At 71.5% G+C, this 18,563-nt stretch carries 15 protein-coding genes; 6 read left to right on the top strand and 9 right to left on the bottom strand.

Annotation, left to right across the window (positions count from 1 at the left end):
* Positions 1-59: 59 nt before the first annotated feature.
* The 3 genes from NBH00_RS24945 to NBH00_RS24935 all read left to right on the top strand — a co-directional run bounded on the left by NBH00_RS24945 (position 60) and on the right by NBH00_RS24935 (position 6,845).
* Positions 60-5,222 (top strand): prealbumin-like fold domain-containing protein, encoded by a 5,163-nt coding sequence (locus tag NBH00_RS24945; protein WP_254571270.1) that lies wholly within the window; start codon positions 60-62, stop codon positions 5,220-5,222.
* A gap of 11 nt (positions 5,223-5,233) precedes the next feature.
* Positions 5,234-5,986: a L,D-transpeptidase gene (locus NBH00_RS24940; RefSeq protein ID WP_254571269.1), complete on the top strand. Its 753-nt coding sequence runs from the start codon at positions 5,234-5,236 to the stop codon at positions 5,984-5,986.
* A 133-nt stretch (positions 5,987-6,119) separates the two neighbouring features.
* Entirely contained in the window at positions 6,120-6,845 is a 726-nt protein-coding gene (locus tag NBH00_RS24935; RefSeq protein ID WP_254571268.1) for a CAP domain-containing protein, read from the top strand.
* A 6-nt stretch (positions 6,846-6,851) separates the two neighbouring features.
* Here NBH00_RS24935 and NBH00_RS24930 read toward each other — a convergent pair whose 3' ends face one another.
* A complete protein-coding gene (locus NBH00_RS24930; protein ID WP_254571267.1) occupies positions 6,852-7,850 on the bottom strand; it encodes an aldo/keto reductase family protein in 999 nt (332 codons plus the stop codon).
* 67 nt (positions 7,851-7,917) lie between these two features.
* Here NBH00_RS24930 and NBH00_RS24925 point away from each other — a divergent pair, with 67 nt between their 5' ends.
* Both NBH00_RS24925 and wecB read left to right on the top strand, forming a co-directional pair.
* Complete coding sequence (locus NBH00_RS24925; protein WP_254571266.1) at positions 7,918-8,703, top strand: aminotransferase class IV; 786 nt, start codon at positions 7,918-7,920, stop codon at positions 8,701-8,703.
* Complete coding sequence (gene wecB / locus NBH00_RS24920; RefSeq protein ID WP_254571265.1) at positions 8,700-9,794, top strand: non-hydrolyzing UDP-N-acetylglucosamine 2-epimerase; 1,095 nt, start codon at positions 8,700-8,702, stop codon at positions 9,792-9,794. Before NBH00_RS24925 ends, wecB begins: the two co-directional genes overlap by 4 nt.
* A gap of 65 nt (positions 9,795-9,859) precedes the next feature.
* On the opposite strand, the gene NBH00_RS24915 is transcribed toward wecB, so the two are convergent.
* A complete protein-coding gene (locus tag NBH00_RS24915) occupies positions 9,860-11,155 on the bottom strand; it encodes a nucleotide sugar dehydrogenase (RefSeq protein WP_254571264.1) in 1,296 nt (431 codons plus the stop codon).
* A complete protein-coding gene (locus tag NBH00_RS24910; RefSeq protein ID WP_254571263.1) occupies positions 11,155-12,174 on the bottom strand; it encodes a Gfo/Idh/MocA family protein in 1,020 nt (339 codons plus the stop codon). The genes NBH00_RS24915 and NBH00_RS24910 overlap by 1 nt, the downstream gene beginning before the upstream one ends.
* A 64-nt stretch (positions 12,175-12,238) precedes the next feature.
* On the opposite strand from NBH00_RS24910, the gene NBH00_RS25360 reads away from it, so the two are divergent.
* A complete protein-coding gene (locus tag NBH00_RS25360) occupies positions 12,239-12,943 on the top strand; it encodes an acyltransferase (protein ID WP_302182671.1) in 705 nt (234 codons plus the stop codon).
* A 26-nt stretch (positions 12,944-12,969) separates the two neighbouring features.
* Here the strand turns inward: NBH00_RS25360 and NBH00_RS24895 are convergent, their stop codons facing one another.
* The 6 genes from NBH00_RS24895 to NBH00_RS24870 form a co-directional block, all read right to left on the bottom strand.
* Complete coding sequence (locus NBH00_RS24895) at positions 12,970-14,307, bottom strand: adenylosuccinate synthase (RefSeq protein ID WP_254571262.1); 1,338 nt, start codon at positions 14,305-14,307, stop codon at positions 12,970-12,972.
* Positions 14,308-14,355: 48 nt separating this feature from the next.
* Positions 14,356-15,099 carry an ATP-binding protein gene (locus NBH00_RS24890; RefSeq protein ID WP_254571261.1) on the bottom strand — a complete coding sequence of 248 codons (744 nt, stop codon included), beginning with the start codon at positions 15,097-15,099 and terminating at the stop codon, positions 14,356-14,358.
* Positions 15,099-16,484 (bottom strand): replicative DNA helicase, encoded by a 1,386-nt coding sequence (gene dnaB / locus NBH00_RS24885; RefSeq protein WP_254571260.1) that lies wholly within the window; start codon positions 16,482-16,484, stop codon positions 15,099-15,101. The genes NBH00_RS24890 and dnaB overlap by 1 nt, the downstream gene beginning before the upstream one ends.
* 245 nt (positions 16,485-16,729) lie before the next feature.
* A complete protein-coding gene (gene rplI, locus NBH00_RS24880) occupies positions 16,730-17,185 on the bottom strand; it encodes a 50S ribosomal protein L9 (protein WP_254571259.1) in 456 nt (151 codons plus the stop codon).
* A gap of 2 nt (positions 17,186-17,187) precedes the next feature.
* Positions 17,188-17,517, bottom strand: a complete 330-nt coding sequence (gene rpsR, locus NBH00_RS24875; protein ID WP_437126600.1) for a 30S ribosomal protein S18 — start codon at positions 17,515-17,517, stop codon at positions 17,188-17,190.
* Positions 17,518-17,795: 278 nt separating this feature from the next.
* Positions 17,796-18,284 (bottom strand): single-stranded DNA-binding protein, encoded by a 489-nt coding sequence (locus NBH00_RS24870; protein ID WP_254571258.1) that lies wholly within the window; start codon positions 18,282-18,284, stop codon positions 17,796-17,798.
* Between the last annotated feature and the right edge of the window lie 279 nt (positions 18,285-18,563).

The raw sequence follows: 18,563 nt of genomic DNA, 5'->3' as shown, positions 1-18,563 counted from the left end.
TTCCGGACGGAGCGCCGACCTTCGCCGACAACACGGACTGGGCCACGATCGCCTCCGGGTTGAAGACCCCCTTCGGAGACGCTGCGACCCCGGGAACGCAGTTCGACAAGAGCGACGAACAGAACCCGACCTCGTGGAATCTGACCGCCGGCGAGCCGTCGACCGCGAAGAACGACATCACCGCGGCGACGACCTACCTCGAGCGCCGTAACGGACGGGTGTATCTCCACGTCGGCTTCACGACGAAATCCGACGCCGGATCAGCCAACATCCTTGTCGAACTGAACCGCAACGCGACGGGAACCCCCGGTGCGCTCAACAGCTTCGCTCCGGACCGCAGTCAGAACGATGCCCTGATCCAGTTCTCGGGCAACCAGAATCAGGCTGCCCGTATCGGCCTGTGCCGTTGGGTCGGATCCCGCTCCGGCCAGGGGGCGAACAGCACTTATGGTTGGTACCAGGTCGACGCATCCGGCCAGGTGCCCCAGGTGGCGCCCCCTGCCAGCGCCACGCCGACGACGAACCTCATCACCTCGAGCAACAAGGACTGCACCGCCTTGGACCCGAGCGTCGCAGTGGGCCGTGTGAACGCCGCTGCCCTCGTCAACACCGACCAAGGCGCGCCGAACGGGTTCCCCGTTCCCGCGCCGCCCTTCGCCTCCCCGACAATCGCGGCGGGCACGTTCGGTGAGTTCTCGATCGACCTGACCACGGCGCTCGGCGCCGGCTCGGCCAACCCGTGCTTCGACTTCGGCTCGATCTGGCTGCACACCTACAACGGCAACTCGATCGCGTCCATCATGGAGGACTACGTCGCGCCGCACACGGTCGTCGGCGCCTCCTCCTGCGCGGTCACCGTCGACAAGAAGGTCGCGGTCAGCACGAGCTCGTCGGTGCCCCCGCCGACCGGTGACTTCATCGACGGCACCGCCGACACCAGCCTTGCGAACGACGGCGACTGGCTCTGGTACCGGCTCGCGGTCAAGAACACCGAGAGCGTCGCGCTGGACGGCGTGAACATCGACGACCCAAACTGCCAGATCGTCGACACCGCCGGCAACGCCTCGAACGCCCCCATCGACAAGGGCAACGGCGACGCCGTATTCGATCCCGGCGAGACGTGGACGTACCTCTGCAAGCATCAGCTCGTCGCGGGGGACGGAGCGACCTATACGAACACGGTCACGGCAACCGGCACGAAGGGCACCTTCACCACCGCTCCGGCGACCGACTCGGTCACCACGGGCCGCTACGGCAAGGTCCTCGTCACGAAGGTCAACGTCGGCGGTGACCCGGCCGACACGTTCGGGTTCACCCCGTCGGGCGACCTGGTGGGCAATTCGGCGGCCACCCCGGCACTGGTGCCCGTCGTCAACACGTTCTCGCTCATCGGCGGCGGCACGCAGACGTTCACGAGCGTCAAGCCGAACGCGTCCTCGGGTGCGATCTATACGGTGAGCGAGGCCGCCTTGGCGACCTACACCCTCACGGACCTGACCTGCACGACGACGGACGGCAAGACCTCCGACACCGACACGAGCACCGCGGGCGGCGTGGCCACGATCAAGGTCAGCGCCAACGAGACGGTGACCTGCACCTTCACGAACACGCGGAACACCGGGACGTTGACGGTGAACAAGACGTTGGTGCCGGCGGCGGATCCGGGGAAGTTCGACCTGCAGATCGACGGGACGACGGCCGGGACCGGCGGAAACGTGGGTAACGGCGGCACGACGGGGGCGCAGACCCTGAACACCGGGTCCTACGGCGTGGGTGAGGCCGGCGCGGGAACGACGAAGCTGTCGGACTACGCGGCGAGCACGCATTGCGTGGACAAGGCCGGTGCGGCGGTGCCGCTGGCGGCCGGGAAGGTCGCGGTCACGACGGGTTCGGAGATCGTGTGCACGATCACGAACACCCGCAAGACGGGGACCCTCGAAGTCAAGAAGGTCCTGTCGCCGGCGGCGGATCCGGGGAAGTTCGACCTGCAGATCGACGGCGCGACGAAGAGCCCGGCGGGTGGCGTCGGTGACGGCGGCACCACCGGGGCGCAGAACCTGAACACCGGGTCCTACGGCGTCGGCGAGGTCGCGCACACCGGCACCTCCCTGAGCGACTACACCGCGTCGATCACCTGCGTCGACGGGAAGACGACCGTCGTCCCCGCGACCGCCGCCACGAGCGTCGCCGCGGTGCCGGTGGCCGACGGGTCGACCGTGGTCTGCACGATCACGAACACGCGGAACACCGGGACGTTGACGGTGAACAAGACGTTGGTGCCGGCGGCGGATCCGGGGAAGTTCGACCTGCAGATCGACGGGACGACGGCCGGGACCGGCGGAAACGTGGGTAACGGCGGCACGACGGGGGCGCAGACCCTGAACACCGGGTCCTACGGCGTGGGTGAGGCCGGCGCGGGGACGACGAAGCTGTCTGACTACGCGGCGAGCACCGCCTGCGTCGACCAGGCCAACGGCGGGGCAGCGGTGCCGCTGGTGGCCGGGAAGGTCGCGGTCACGACGGGTTCGGACATCGTGTGCACGATCACGAACACCCGCAAGACGGGGACCCTCGAGGTCGAGAAGGTCCTGTCGCCGGCGGCGGATCCGGGGAAGTTCGACCTGCAGATCGACGGCGCGACGAAGAGCCCGGCGGGTGGCGTCGGTGACGGCGGCACCACCGGGGCGCAGACGCTGAACACCGGTGATCACACCGTGGGCGAGGCCGGCGCAGGCACCACCAAGCTGTCCGACTACGCGGCGAGCACGCATTGCGTGGACAACGCCAACGGCGGTGCGACGGTGTCCTCGACCGGCGGCACGGTCGCCGTGACCAAGAGCGCGGACATCGTGTGCACCATCACGAACACCAGGAGCCCGGGGAACCTGACGGTGAACAAGACGTTGGTGCCGGCGGCGGATCCGGGGAAGTTCGACCTGCAGATCGACGGCGCGACCGCTGGGACCGGCGGCGCCGTCGGTGACGGCGGGACGACCGGCGCCATCCCGCTCGCCCCGGGGTCCTACGCCGTGGGTGAGGCCGGGGCCGGCACGACGGACCTGGCGGACTACACCGCGAGCACCGCCTGCGTCGACCAGGCCAACGGCGGGGCAGCGGTGCCGGTGGCGGCCGGGAAGGTCGCGGTCACGACGGGTTCGGAGATCGTGTGCACGATCACGAACACGCGGAACACCGGGACGTTGACGGTGAACAAGACGTTGGTGCCGGCGGCGGATCCGGGGAAGTTCGACCTGCAGATCGACGGCGCGACGAAGAGCCCGGCGGGTGGCGTCGGTGACGGCGGCACGACCGGGGCGCAGACCCTGAACACCGGGTCCTACGGCGTGGGTGAGGCCGGCGCGGGGACGACGAAGCTGTCGGACTACGCGGCGAGCACGCATTGCGTGGACAAGGCCGGTGCGGCGGTGCCGCTGGTGGCCGGGAAGGTCGCGGTCACGACGGGTTCGGAGATCGTGTGCACGATCACGAACACCCGCAAGACGGGGACCCTCGAAGTCAAGAAGGTCCTGTCGCCGGCGGCGGATCCGGGGAAGTTCGACCTGCAGATCGACGGGACGACGGCCGGGACCGGCGGAAACGTGGGCAACGGCGGTACCACCGGGGCGCAGACCCTGAACACCGGGTCCTACGGCGTCGGCGAGGTCGCGCACACCGGCACCTCCCTGAGCGACTACACCGCGTCGATCACCTGCGTCGACGGGAAGACGACCGTCGTCCCCGCGACCGCCGCCACGAGCGTCGCCGCGGTGCCGGTGGCCGACGGGTCGACCGTGGTCTGCACGATCACCAACACCCGCAAGCCGGTCGTCATCGGCGGCGGCGGAGGCGGCGCACCCGCGAAGGCCACGGTCACCATCAAGAAGGTGACCGATCCGGCCGGCGGCTCGACGCAGTTCCCGTTCACGTCCAGCCTGCCCCAGGGCGGTGGCGTGGCCGCCGACGGCTCGTTCGCGCTGGCTGACGGCAGCTCGGTGACCACCCAGGTGGACGCCGGGACCTACTCCGTCTCCGAGAAGGATCCGCACGGCCTCGGCTACAAGCTCGCCGCGCTCGCCTGCACGGAGTCGGGCGACCAGAACACGACGGTGCCCGCGGCGGGCACCGTGTCGACGAGCCGCACCGCCTCGGTGCACGCGGAGGCAGGGGAGACGATCACCTGCACGTTCACGAACCGGAAGATCGTGTCCCAGGCGGTGGTCGTGAAGGCCGGCGACTCGTTCGCCTACCACGGCGACACCGTGTCCTACACGTTCTCGGTCACGAACCCGGGGAACAACCCGCTTCATGACGTGCACGTGAGCGACGACAAGTGCCCCAACGTCTCGAGCTCGCCCACCAGCAAGCTCAACGACAACGGGGACGCGTTCCTCGATCCGGGCGAGACGTGGATCTTCACGTGCTCGTATGCCATCGGCTCCCATCAGACGGGCGAGGCGAACCCGATCGTCAACACCGCCACGGTGACGGGCCAGGACGAGAGCGGGGACCCGGTCACGGCGAGCGACAAGCATTCGACGCAGATCCTGCACCAAGCGCTCGCGTTGGCCAAGACGGGGCCTGCCACCGCTGCCGCAGGCGATCGTGTCGCGTACACGCTGAAGCTCACGAACATCGGCGACACCTCGTTCGCGAGGACGTCGCTCAACGTGACGGATGCGCTCTGTGACGCGCCGCCGCTGCTGACCTCCACGGGCGGTGACTCGTCACCGAACAGCCTCGATCCGGGCGACGTGTGGCTCTACACGTGTTCGGTCGCCTCGGTGGCCGGGCAGACGGCGATCCACAACGTCGCGGACGTGGCCGGCACCGATGTGCACAGCCGGACGGCGACGGCGGAGGCGACGGCCAACACGCTGTTGACGAACGTCAGCCCGATCGTGGCCCAGTCGGCACCGAAGCCCGGGACGGCAAAGCTCAGGGGCACCACCGGGTGCATCCCCACGGCGGCGCGGATCTTCGTGACGGGGTCCAAGATCAAGTCCGTGACGTACCGTGTGGACGGAAAGGTCTACAGAAAGCTCGTGACGGCGAACGGGAGTGGTCACCGGTATCTGATCGTCGTTCCGGCGGGCACCGTGACCTACGGCACGCACCGCGTGACTGCCACGATCGTCTTCACCGCCGCGAGCAGGACGAAGACGAAGACGCTGACCATGATCATCACCCGCTGCCGTCCGCCGAAGCCGCACTTCACCGGGTGATCCGGGAGGGTGTGACCATCACGCTCGCGGCGCTCGCCCTGGCGGCGCCGCAGGCCTCGACGGCCGCCGAGGCCCCCGTCACGGGGGCCTCGGCCGTTGCGCCGCAGGCCGCGAAGGCCAAGGCGAAGGTCATCGTCACGACGCTCAGCGACGAGCTGAAGACGAGCCGCTGGGCGTATCCGTCGCGGCGCTCGGGCATCCGGGCGGCCCCGTCGACGACCGCGCGCACCGTCGCGCACCTGCGGCTCATCACCGAGGACGGGCTGCCGGACACCTACCTGCTGCTCTCCCGACGCCGGCAGGGCACCCAGGACTGGGTGGAGCTCCGGATCCCGGGCCGGCCCAACGGGCGCACTGGGTGGGTCCCGCGCGACGCGCTCGGTGACTTCAACACGATCCACACGTCGCTGCTCGTCGAGCGGGCGCGGCACCGCGTGACGATCCGCAACTTCGGGAAGGTCGTCGCGACGTTCCCGATCGGCGTGGGCAAGTCGTCGACGCCGACACCGGCGGGTCGCTTCTGGATCCGGGAGAAGTTCGTCGTGAAGAACGCGCCGGCCTACGGGCCGCGGGCGCTGGGGACCTCGGCCTACGCGCCGCACCTCACCGACTGGCCGAACGGCGGCGTCGTCGGCTTCCACGGAACCGACGAGCCGGGGCTCGTCCCGGGCAACCCGTCGCACGGGTGCATCCGCCTGCACAACGCGGACATCCTGAAGATGTACCACCTCGTCCCGCTCGGGACGCCGCTGCGCATCGTCTAGGACGCGTCCAGCCGGTGTTCTAGGACGAATGTCCAGATGTGGCCCGTCGGGCCGCGTTTCTGAGGATCGGGGTCGATAGCTGGAGTGAGGCAAACCGCACGGGTCCACGGTGCGGCAGAGGCCTCGCTCCGCCATGCGCTCACATCTCGCCACCCCCCTCCGCACCCTGACCACCGCCGTCGCCGCTCTCGCCGCGACCTGCCTGATCGCCGCCCCCCAGGCGGCCCACGCCCAGGCGTCGAGCTGCGACGGGGCGACCGCCGTCCCCACGGCGGCCACGATGGACACCGCGAAGGCCGCGACGCTCTGCCTGCTCAACGTCCAGCGGGCCGCGAACGGCCTGAAGCCGCTCACGGAGAACGCGAGCATCGAGCAGATCTCGGACACCTACTCGCGCAACATGGTCGCCACCCACGTCTTCGACCACGTGCTCGCCGACGGCATCGACCTCACCGCGCGCCTCACGAACTACACGAGCCCGGCCGACGCCTGGACGATCGGCGAGAACATCGGCTACGGCGAGTCCATCCAGGCGACCCCCATGGCGATGGTCATCGCGTGGATGAACAGCGCCGGCCACCGCGCGAACATCCTCAACGGCGACTTCACGGACGTCGGCATCGGCATCGCCAACGGGACGCCGGTCGGCTCCGGCCCGGACTCGGCGACGTACACGACGGACTTCGGCGATCGCACGATGCCCGTGGCCGCCGCCCCCGCCGCTCGGCGCTACGTCACCCCGAAGCGCTGCCGGAAGGCCTCGATCGCGAAGCTGTCCAGGTCGGGCCGCAAGACCCGCACCGCCAGCTGCGCCAGGCTCCGCCGCGCGGCGGTCCGCGCCGCCCGCCACGCCCGCTAGAGCCGCTCAGCGGTGACGGACGCCGGCGCTCGCGCCGGGGGCGAGCGTCGTCCCGGTGACCGGGACGCTCCCGAGCGCCTCGTCGATCGCCGCCACGACGTCGGGGGTGAGCGTCACGCCCGCGGCGGCCGCGTTGTCGCGGACCTGCTCGGGCCGGGAGGCGCCGACGATCGCCGAGCTCACCGACGACGTCCGCAGGACCCAGGCGAGCGCGAGCTGGGCCATCGAGAGGCCGAGCTCGGTCGCGATCGGCTGCAGCCGGGCGACGGCCTCGAGCACCGGCTCGCGCAGGAGCTGGTCCATGAACGTGCCCATCTCCGGGCTCGACGCACGCGAGCCCGCCGGCGGGGCGGCCCCCGGCCGGTACTTCCCGGTGAGGACGCCCTGGCCGAGCGGCGACCACACGATCTGGCCGATGCCGCCCGCGTCGCAGAGGGGGAAGACCTCCTCCTCCGGCGCCCGCCAGAGCATCGAGTACTGCGGCTGGGAGGAGACGAAGGCCGGTGCTCCGGGGACGGCGAGCGCCGCCTCGATCTGCTCCGGCGTCCACTCGCTGAACCCGAGGTACCGCGCCTTGCCGGACGCGACGACCTCGCCGAGCGCCTCCATCGTCTCCTCGATCGGGACGTTCACGTCGAAGCGGTGGCACTGGTAGAGGTCGACGTGATCGGTCTGCAGCCGGGTCAGCGACGCGTCGATCTGCTTGCGGATCTGCGCCGCCGACAGCCCGCTGTCCCCGGGAGCGTCGGACATCGGGAAGTAGACCTTCGTCGCGAGGACGTAGGAGTCCCGCGGATACCCCTTGAGGATCTCGCCCCACGCCGTCTCCGCGGCGCCGCGCCCGTAGACGTTCGCGGTGTCGAAGAACGTGATGCCGGCGTCGAAGGCGGCCTTCGTGCAGGCGACCGTCTGATCGCGCTCGATGCCGCCGGAGTAGGTGAGCCACGAGCCGAGCGAGATCTCCGAGACCTCGAGGTCGGAGTGGCCGAGCGTGCGGGTCTGCATGAGCCCACCATAGGGCGGACGGCGGGGGCGCCTGAGCCTGCCGCCCCCGCCGGTATCGTCCGGCGGCGTGGAGCTCCTCGCCTCGATCGACGGCACGATCACGCCGTCCGCCACCGCCACGGTCCCGGTGACCGACCCGGGCCTGCTCCGCGGCGACGGCGCCTTCGAGGTCGTCCGCGTCTACGACGGCGTCCCGTACGCGTGGGACGAGCACCTGCGGCGCCTCGCGACCTCGGCCGGGAACCTGCGCCTCGAGGTCGACCTGAACGCGCTCCGCGCCGACGTCGGCGCGCTGCTCGCGCAGGCGCCCGGCTTCGACGGCCAGTTCCGGGCCTTCTTCACCCGCGGAGGCCACCGCATCGTGCTGCTCGAGGAGGTCGCGCGCCGCGGGCCGACGGTCTCGCTCGCGACCGTCGAGTACGTGCCGACCCGGATCATGGACGGCATCAAGTCGCTCTCCTACGCCGCGAACATGCTCGCCACGCGGCTCGCGGAGGAGGCCGGCGCCGAGGAGGCGCTGCTCGTCACCCCGCACGGCCGCGTCCTCGAGGCGCCGACGTCCTCGTTCTTCTACGCCCTCGACGGCCGGCTGTACACCCCGCCGCTCGAGGACCACATCCTCGACTCGATCACCCGCCGGCACCTCATCGAGGCGACCGGGACCGAGGAGCGGATCACGACGCGGGACGACCTCGGGCAGCTGGAGGAGGCCTTCCTCGCCTCGACGACCCGCGAGGTGCACCCGGTCTCGGCGATCGACGGTCGCCCGGTGGCCGCGGTCCCCGGCCCGCTCACCGAGGCGGCCGCGCGGGCCTTCGCGACGCTCGTCGGCGGGACGGCCGGCGGCGCATGAGGTTCGTCACCGTCATCGGGAACCGGCCCCAGTTCGTCAAGGCGGCCGCGGTCTCCCGGATCCTGCGCGAGCACCACGAGGAACTGCTCGTCAACACCGGCCAGCACTACGACGACGAGCTCTCGACGATCTTCGTCACCGAGCTCGGCATCCCGCGGCCCGAGCACGAGCTGCGCCTCGGCACCGGGACGAACACCGCGCAGACCGCGCGCATGCTCACGGCGCTCGAGCCGATCCTCGCCGCCGAGCGGCCGGACGCGCTGCTCGTCTACGGCGACACGAACTCCACGCTCGCCGGCGCGCTCGCCGCGGCGCAGGCCGGCATCCCGATCGCCCATGTCGAGGCGGGCATGCGCTCCTTCGACCGCTGCATGCCGGAGGAGCTCAACCGCGTCCTCACCGACCACATGTCGCAGCTGCTGCTCTGCTCGTCGGACACGGCGGTCGAGAACCTCGTCCGCGAGCACGCCGTCGGCGAGCGCGTGATGGTCGGTGACGTCATGGTCGACGTCGCGCACATGTTCCAGCCGCGCGCGCTCGGGGACGACGCCCCGCTGCGCGACGCCGGGGTCGAGCCCGGGGGGTACGTCCTCGTGACGGCGCACCGGGCGGGGAACGTCGACGATCCGGTCCGTCTGCGGGCGCTCGTGGACCTGCTCCTCGCGCTGCCCATGCCCGCGGTCCTCCCGCTGCACCCGCGCACCGGCGCGCGCCTCGACGCTGCCGGCCTCCTCGACACGCTCCAGGCCGCCGATCACATCCGCCTCACGCCACCGCTCGGCTACCTCGCCTTCACCGCGCTCCTCGTCCGGGCGCGGGCGATGCTGACCGACAGCGGCGGGGTCCAGAAGGAGGCGTACCTCGCGGGCGTCCCCTGCGTGACGCTCCGCGACACGACGGAGTGGGTCGAGACGGTCGACAGCGGCTGGAACGTCCTCGTCGACCTCGACCGGGACGCGGCCCTCGCCGCGCTGGACCGGACGATGCCGTCCGCTCGCCCGGAGCTCTACGGCGACGGCCACGCGGCCGACCGGGTCGTCGCGGCCCTCGACCGGCTCGGGACGGGCAGCTCCGCGCCGCACGCAGGGTGAATGCAGATTCAGGGTGCTGTGAGCCCCCTGGATCTTCATTCACCGCCGTGGCGGGAGGACGCGCGCTACGGCCGGCCGATGCGCCGGACGGCGACGCCGGCGGCGACGAACGGCGCGCGGTCGACGGTTCCGCGGCCGTCGACGAGCACCCGCAGGCCCGGCAGGTCGTCCGGGCCGAGCGCCGCGTACTCGGCGTGGTCGGCCTGGAGGACGGCAGCGTCGACCGGCGTCCCGGGCAGCCACGGCTCGAAACCGAGGGCCTCTAGCTCCGCCGCGTCGTACAGCGGATCGGCCGCGACCGGGTGCATCCCGCGGGCGAGCAGCTCGTCGCGCACGCCGAAGGCGCCGGAGAACGCCGTCTCCTTCACCCCGCCGCGGTAGGCGACGCCGAGGATGAGGACGCGGCCGCCCTCGGGCAGCTCGTCGGCGAGCAGCGAGACCGCGTACGCCGGCATCGACTCGTTCACCGCGCGGGAGACGGCCGGCAGGCGCGCGTCCGGGTCCCCGGCGAGGTAGAAGCGCGGGTAGACGGGGATGCAGTGGCCGCCGACGGCGACGCCGGGGCGGTGCACGTGGCTGAACGGCTGCGAGTTGGCGGCGTCGATGACCCGCTGCACGTCGAGGCCGAGGGCGTCGGCGTGGCGGGCGAACTCGTTCGCGAGCGCGATGTTCACGTCGCGGTAGGTCGTCTCGACGAGCTTCGTGAGCTCGGCCGCCTCCGCGCCGCCCATCGAGCGGACCTCGACGCCGGGGAGGAACTGCTCGTACAGGTGGACGCCACGCGCCTCGCCGGCCGGGTCGAGGCCGCCGACGAGCTTCGGGTACGTGGCGAGGTCCCGGAAGATCCGCCCGCTGAAGACCCGCTCGGGGCTGAAGACGAGGTGGAAGCCGCTGCCGGACACCAGGCCGCTGCCCGCCTCGAGCGCCGGGGCGATCCGCGTGCGCGTCGTGCCCACCGGGAGCGTCGTCTCGACGGCGAGGGTCATGACGGGCTCGCCCATGTCGCGGGCGTCGTGGCCCGTCGTGAGGCCGCGCGCGATGTCGGCGACGACGGCGTCGAGGATCGACCAGTCCGGGCGGGCCTCCGTGTCGACCACGAGCGGCGGCACGGCGATGAGGAGATCCGGCCCGGTCGCGACCGCCGCCGCGGTGTCGGTCGTGGCCCGCAGGAGGCCGCGGGGGACGACGTCCGCGAGCACGTCGGCGAGCTCGGCTTCCCCGGGGAACGGCTCGCGGCCGGCGTTCACGAGGTCGACGACCCGCTCGTCGATGTCGCAGCCGATGACCTCGTGGCCCTGGCGCGCGAGCTGCGCGGCGAGCGGCAGGCCGATCTTCCCGAGCGCGACGACGACGGCGCGCATCAGGCGAGCGACTGGGTCGTGCCGGTGGCGGCGCTCCGCAGGACGGCCTCGGCGCAGCGGACGGTCTCCAGGCCCTCCCGGAGCGTCACGGCCACCCCGTCGCCCTCGATGCCCTGCAGGACGTCGCAGAACGCCTCGTGCTCGACGAGCAGCGGCTCGCGCCGGGCGAGCGCGAAGCGCGTCATGTCGCCCTCGCTCACGCCGCGGGCCTGCTGGGCGGCGTCCCACTCGATCGGCATCGCGGCGTTCGCGTAGAACGTCAGGTCGGCGTTCAGCGTGTCGGCGACGAACATCCCGCGCTCGCCGAGGACCCGGGTGCGGCGGACCTTCGTCGGCGACAGCCAGTCGACGATGCAGTTGAACGACACGTCGCTCGCGAGCCTCCCGGTCGCGAGGACGAGGTCCTCGTGGGCGCGGCCCATCCGGTGCTGGGTCTGGGCGGCGACCTGGGTCACGGGCGCGCCGCCGAGCCAGCGGACGAGGTCGAGGTCGTGCGTCGCGAGGTCCTTCACGACGCCGACGTCCCGGATGCGGTCGGGGAACGGCCCGATGCGCTCGGTCGCGATCGCGTAGACCTGCCCGATCTCGTCGGCGTTCAGGCGGCGGCGCAGCTCGAGCAGCGCGGGGTTGCAGCGCTCGACGTGGCCGACGGCGCCGTGCAGGCTCGCGGACTCGACGGCGTGGATGAGGGCAAGGGCGTCGGCCTCGGTCGCCGCGAGCGGCTTCTCGACGAGGACGTGGACGCCGGCGGCGGCGAGCTCGCGGACGGCGGGGAGGTGCTCCTCGGTCGGGACGGCGACGATCGCGAAGTCGACGGGGCCGGCCGCGAGCAGCTCCGGGATGGTCGCGTGCAGGCGGGCGGGGTCGCGGACGACGCCGTGGCGGTCCCCGCCGGGGTCGACCGCGCCGGCGAAGGCGACCCGCGGAGCGGTGCTCTGCAGGAGGCGCGCGTGGTGGCGGCCGATCATCCCGAGGCCGAGCACCGCGCCGTGGAGCGCGGGGGGTGTCGGCTGGCTCACCACGGTCCGCACTCTACGCGACGACGGGCCGTCGGCCCGGGCCGCGCCCATAGACTCAGGGCCCATGACCGCCGACGCACCTGGACTGCACCTGCACCCGACGGCCCGGATCGGATCGGGCGTCGTCTTCGGGGCGAACGTCGTCGTCCACGAGGGCACCGTCATCGGGGACGACGTCGTCGTCCAGGACGGCGCCATCCTCGGCAAGTCCCCGGCCCTCCACCCGCGGAGCGCCGCGCTCGCGAAGGCCGCCGGCGCGCCCTTCGTCCCGCTGACGATCGAGGCGGGCGCCCGGATCTGCGCGCAGGCGATCATCTTCGCCGGGGCGACGATCGGCGCCCGGACGATCATCGGGGACCAGTCCTACGTCCGCGAGCGGGCGACGGTCGGGGCGGACACGGTCATCGGCCGCGGCACCGGCATCGACAACGACGTGACGATCGGCTCGCGGGTGCGGATCCAGTCGCAGGTCTACCTCACGGCCTTCAGCGTCGTCGAGGACGACGTCTTCGTCGGCCCGTGCGCGATGACGACGAACGACGACACGATCGGGCGTCCCGGCCCCGAGCAGGAGCTCCGCGGCCCGACGCTGCGGCGCGGCTGCCGGATCGGCGGCGGCGCGGTCCTCGTGCCCGGGGTCGAGATCGGCTCGGAGGCGTTCGTCGCCGCCGGCGCGGTCGTGACGAACGACGTCCCCCCGCGGAGCGTCGTCATGGGCGTCCCCGCCCGCCGGGTGCGCGAGGTGCCCGAGGGCGAGCTGCTCGGGTAGCGGCCGCGCGGTCGCGGCCGCGCGGCCTACGAGGCGGCGGGCGAGAAGGCCGTCGCCTCGGCGGCGCCGTCGGCCCAGACGATCTGCTCGCGGCCGGGACCGACGCCGGCGAGGACGACCGGTACCCCGGAGACCTCGGCGATGTAGTCGAGGTACTCGCGGGCGGCGGTCGGGAGGTCCGACCACGTGCGGCACTCGGTGAGGTCCTCGCTCCAGCCGGGCAGCTCCTCGTACTCGCCGAGCGAGTGGTGCAGCACGGTCTGGTGGTACGGGAAGGTGTCGAACGTCGTCGCGTCCTCGTCGTCGGAGGAGCGGTAGCGCGTGGCGACCTTGATGCGGTCGAAGCCGGTGAGGACGTCGAGCTTCGTGATCGCCAGGGCGCTCATCGTGTTGATGCGCGCGGCGTAGCGCAGCCCGACGGCGTCGAACCAGCCGCAGCGGCGCGGACGACCGGTCGTCGTGCCGTACTCGTGACCGGCCTCGCGCATGCGGGCGCCGACCTCGTCGTGCAGCTCCGTCGGGAAGGGGCCGGCGCCGACGCGGGTGCAGTACGCCTTCGCGATGCCCCAGACCTCGTCGATCGCGCGCGGGCCGACGCCCGAGCCGGTGCACGCGGCGCCGGCGGTCGGGTTCGAGGAGGTGACGAAGGGATAGGTCCCGTGGTCGATGTCGAGTAGCGCGGCCTGGGCGCCCTCGAACACGACGAGCTTGCCGTCCTGGAGCGCGTTCCAGGCGATCGTGCCGGTGTCGGCGATGTGCTGCTCGAGGCGGTGGCCGTAGGCGAGCAGGTCGTCCGCCATCTGCTGCAGGTCGAGCTTCGGGCCCCATTCGGGGTCGCGCTCGAACGGGCGCAGCATGAGCGCCTTCGGCGCGAGCGCGGCCATGATCTTCTTCTTGAGGATCTTCTCGTCGAGCATGTCCTGCACGCGAATGCCGAGGCGGGCCGCCTTGTCCGCGTAGCACGGGCCGATGCCGCGCTTCGTCGTGCCGATCTCGGCCTTGCCGAGCTTCGCCTCGCCCGAGTGATCGAGGGCGATGTGGTACGGCATGATGATGTGCGCGTTGGCGCTGATCTTCAGGCCGTCGACGTCGACGCCGCCGCGGCGCAGCCCGTCGAGCTCGGTGAGCAGCACCGACGGGTCGACGACGACGCCGTTGCCGATGATGCAGTTCAGGCCCGGGTAGAGGATGCCGCTCGGGACGAGGTGGAACTTGAACGTCTCGCCGTCGCGGACGATCGTGTGGCCGGCGTTGTTGCCCCCCTGGAAGCGGACGATCGCGTCCGCCTGCGCGGCGAGGAGGTCGACGACCTTGCCCTTGCCCTCATCGCCCCACTGGGCGCCGACGATCACGATCCCTGGCATACGGTGGCGGAGTCTAGGCGGTGGCTGGCGGTCGTCGCGGTGCGGGGGCTACGCGATGTCGCGCTGCGGCCCGTCGTAGCGCTGCCGGCGGGCGTCGGAGCCGTACAGCGGGAGCACCTCGCACATCTCCTCCAGGCGCGAGACGGTCCGCTCGTGGATCTGCGTGGCGAGGTCGTCGCGCTCGAGGTTCGTCGTGATGATGACGGCGCGCTCCTCCTCGTAGCGGGCGTTGATGATCGAGTACAGCTGCTCGAGCACCCACTCGCTCGTCTTCTCGGTGCCGACGTCGTCGATGTGGAGGAGATCGACCTCGGCGAGGCGGTCGAGCAGCGCCGTGTACGTGTCGCCGCTCGCGTCGTCGTACGTCGTGCGGATCTCGGCGAGCAGCCGCGGCAGCGAGTAGATCGCGACCGAGTGGCCGGCGTCGAGCGCTGCCTTGGAGACGAGCATCGCGAGCGTCGTCTTGCCGGTGCCGACCGTGCCGTAGAGCCACAGCCCGCGGCCGGTGCGGACGTTCTCCGCGAGATCGCGGATGTAGGCGCGGACCGCACGCACCTGGGCGGGCGCCGCCGCCGCGATCGACGGCATCGGCGCGCGGTCGAAGGAGACGTCGCGGTACTTGCGCGGGATCGAGCTGCGCAGCCCGGAGACGCGCATCGCCCGCTGGCGGGCCGGGCGGCAGCGGCAGTCCTTCGCGACGCCGCGCTCCTCGTCGATCGCGATGCCCGACCCGTCGCAGAGCTCGTACGGGCACGTCCAGTGCTCGCCGGTGCGCGTGGCGGCGGACGCCATCAGTAGGTCTCCTCGCCGACGTACGACATGAACTTCGGGTACTCGCCCTGGAAGGAGAGCTTCACCGTGTCGAGCGAGCCGGCGCGGTTCTTCGCGAGCAGCAGCTCGGCGAGGCCCTGGTCGTCGGACTCCGGGTTGTAGTACTCGTCGCGGTAGATGAACATGACGATGTCGGCGTCCTGCTCGATCGACCCGGACTCGCGGAGGTCGGAGAGCATCGGGCGCCGGTCGGCCCGCTGCTCGACCCCGCGGTTGAGCTGCGACAGCGCGATGACCGGGCACTGCAGCTCGCCGGCGAGGATCTTCATGCCACGCGACATCTGGCCGATCTGCTCGACGCGGCTCTCGGTGCGCCCGTCCGGCCGCAGCAGCTGGAGGTAGTCGATGATCACGAGGCCGAGCGAGCCGTGCTGGCTGTGCATGCGCCGGGCCTTCGCGCGGATCTCCAGCATCGAGATGTCGCTCGAGTCGTCGACGTACAGCGGCGCGTCCGTGAGCTTGCCGGCGGCGTCGAAGATCCGCTTCCAGGCGGCCTCCTTCACGCGGCCCTTGCGCAGGTCGTCGCCCTTCACCCGGGCCTGGCTCGCGAGGAAGCGGCCCGCGAGCTCGGACTCGGACATCTCGAGGCTGAACAGGAGGACCGGCTTCTTGTGGTCGATGGCCGCGTTCTCGGCGATGTTCGTGACGAGGCACGACTTTCCCATGCCGGGGCGCGCGGCGATGATGACGAGCGAGCCCGGCTGCAGCCCGCCGGTGATCGCGTCGAGGTCGTCGAAGCCGGTCGGCGTGCCGGTGAGCGTCGTGCCTGACTTCGAGAGCTCCTCGAGCTTCTGCACCTCGGTGACGAGCACGTCGCCGATGGCGCGGAAGTCCTTCGCGTGGTCGTCGTGGGCGACCTCGAGGATCGACCGCTCCGCGAGCTCGACGATGTCGCGTGGTGCGAGCTCGTGCGAGTGGACCGCCGCCTGGATCTCGTACGTCGTCGTGAGGACGTTCCGCAGGAGGGCGTGCTCCTTGACGATCTGCGCGTAGCGGCGCAGCGCGCCGACGGCGGGGACCGCGCCGGTGAGGCCGTCGATGGCCGCCTCGCCGCCTGCGTCCTCGAGCTTGCCGCGTGAGCGCAGGTGCTCCTTCACCGTCAGCACGTCGATCGGCTCGCTCGTGCTCCAGAGGTCGAGCATCGTCTCGAAGATGAGGCGGTGCTTCTCGCGGTAGAAGTCGATCGGCTTCAGGTTGTCCGCGACGACGAACTGGTACATCGGCTTGTCGGACAGGAGGATCGCGCCGAGGACCGACTCCTCGGCCTCGATCGAGTGCGGCGGCGCGATCCCGGTGACGACGTTCGAGTTCTCGGGCCGGCGGTCGCTGGAGGGGTAGCTGCTCATCGGTCCCTGACGCTAGCGGCGGGGCGGACGGCACGCATGCGTCGTTTCTCGCTCGATGCGGGGTTCGCACGAAGAAGTGACACCCTGCGGGCGAGGCGGCCGCGCCGACTGACAGCTGAGGCACGACAGGTCTGCGTCAGCTGTCACTCGAGGGGCGCGGGCGTCCGGCGCGCGCGAGCGCCGGGGACGACGACGGGACCCCGTGGGGTCCCGTCGGTCCTGCTGCAGCTGTGGTGCGACTCAGATCACCAGTTGCCCTCGGTGACGATCGTCTTGACGGTCGCGGTGACGCCGGCGTCGATCTCGACGATCACCGAGTAGGTGCCGACGTTCTTGATCGGGTCCTCGAGGTGGATCTTGCGCTTGTCGACCTCGATGCCGCGGGCCTCCTTGATGCCGTCCGCGATGTCCTGGTTCGTGATCGAGCCGAACAGGCGGCCGTCCTCGCCGGCCGTGGCGGCGAGCGTCAGGACGGTCTTGTTGAGCAGGTCGGCCTGCTCGGTCGCCTTGGCGACCGCGGCGGCACGGGCCTTCTCGATCGTGGCGGTCGCGGCCTGCGCCTGGGCGAGGAGGCCCTTGGTCGCAGGGGCGGCGAGCTTGCGCGGGATGAGGAAGTTGCGCAGGTAGCCCTTGGACACGTCGACGACGGAGCCCTTGACCCCGACCCCGTTGACGTCCTGCAGGAGGATCGCTTCAGGCATGGCTACCGGCCCCGGTCGTCGCGCCGGCCACGGCCCGTGGTCTCACGGTCGTCCTTGCCGGAGTCGTTCACGTAGGGGAGGAGCGCGAGCTCACGGGCGCGCTTGACGGCGACCGCGACCTGGTTCTGGTGACGGCGGCAGGCGCCGGTGAGGCGACGGGACCGGATCTTGCCGCGCTCCGAGACGAACTTGCTCAGCGTCGCGATGTCCTTGTAGTCGACCTGCTCGACCTTGTCCTTGCAGAACAGGCAGGGCTTGCGGCGACCGCTGCCCATCCCACCCTTCTTGTCCTTGCGGCGGGCGGTCTTGCCCGCGTTGCGCTGCTTGGCCACGTCGTGACGTCCTCTTGGAAGTTCTTCTAAGACAGTTCAGTGCCGCGCGACGGCCCGAGGGCCGGACGGCGAGAGCGCGCGCCGGGGGCGCGCGCGAACCCTCATTGTGGCAGGTCCGCCCGGCAAGGGGCCTTCCGGGCTACCAGGCCCGCCGGACGGCCACGAACGAGGACGGACCCCCGGAGGGGTCCGCAAGCGGTCGGGTGTCGACCCGCGACCGTGGAGGTATGGCCCCTGGGCCATACCTCCGGCCGTTTCGGCCCCCTGGGCCGAGACGGCTAGAACGGGATGTCGTCGTCCGCCGTGTGGCCCCCGGCGGGCACCGCGGCCGGAGCCGGGGCGAAGTCGCTCGTGTCGGCCGGGACGTCGGAGCGGCCCTGGAAGCCGCCGGCCTGGCCGCCGGCGTAGCCGCCGCCGTTGTCGTCGCGGCCGCCCGCGAGGAACTGGACGGTGTCGGCGATGATGTCGACCGACTGGCGCTTGTTGCCGTCCTTGTCCTGCCACTCACGCCACTCCAGGCGGCCGTCGACCGCGACGGGCCGGCCCTTGGAGAGGTAGTTGGCGCAGTTCTCGCCCTGCTTGCCCCAGACGGTGACGTCGAAGTAGTTGGGCTTGTCGACCCACTCGCCGGAGGCGCCGTCCTTGCGGCGCGTGTTCACGGCCAGGCGGAGCTTGCAGACGGCCATGCCGCTCTGCAGCGCGCGCAGATCGGGGTCGGCGGTGAGGTTGCCGGTCAAAACGACCCGGTTGATGTTCGAAGCGGCCATGGTGCCGTCGCTCCTTTCGGGAGGGTTCCTGTCGATGAAGGCTGTCGTCGAGTCTAGGGTCGGGGCCGGAGGGCTCGCCCCCCGCAGGCCCCGATCACCCGCAATCTCCGCGCTTTTGTTGCAGGGTCGTCGCAGGTCCGGTGCATCCGACGACGGCACGGGGCCTTGCAGCGGTCCGCCGGCGCGGCACGCCGTCCGGCGCGAAACGGTCCCGGAACGGGCGACGGCCGCGCAGGGCGGCCGTCGGGAGGTCCGGTGCCGCGACGAGGCGGCGGTGGC

This window comes from Paraconexibacter antarcticus (assembly GCF_024220175.1).
GTDB lineage: Bacteria > Actinomycetota > Thermoleophilia > Solirubrobacterales > Solirubrobacteraceae > Paraconexibacter > Paraconexibacter antarcticus.
This window is presented reverse-complemented; position numbering and strand designations above follow the sequence as displayed.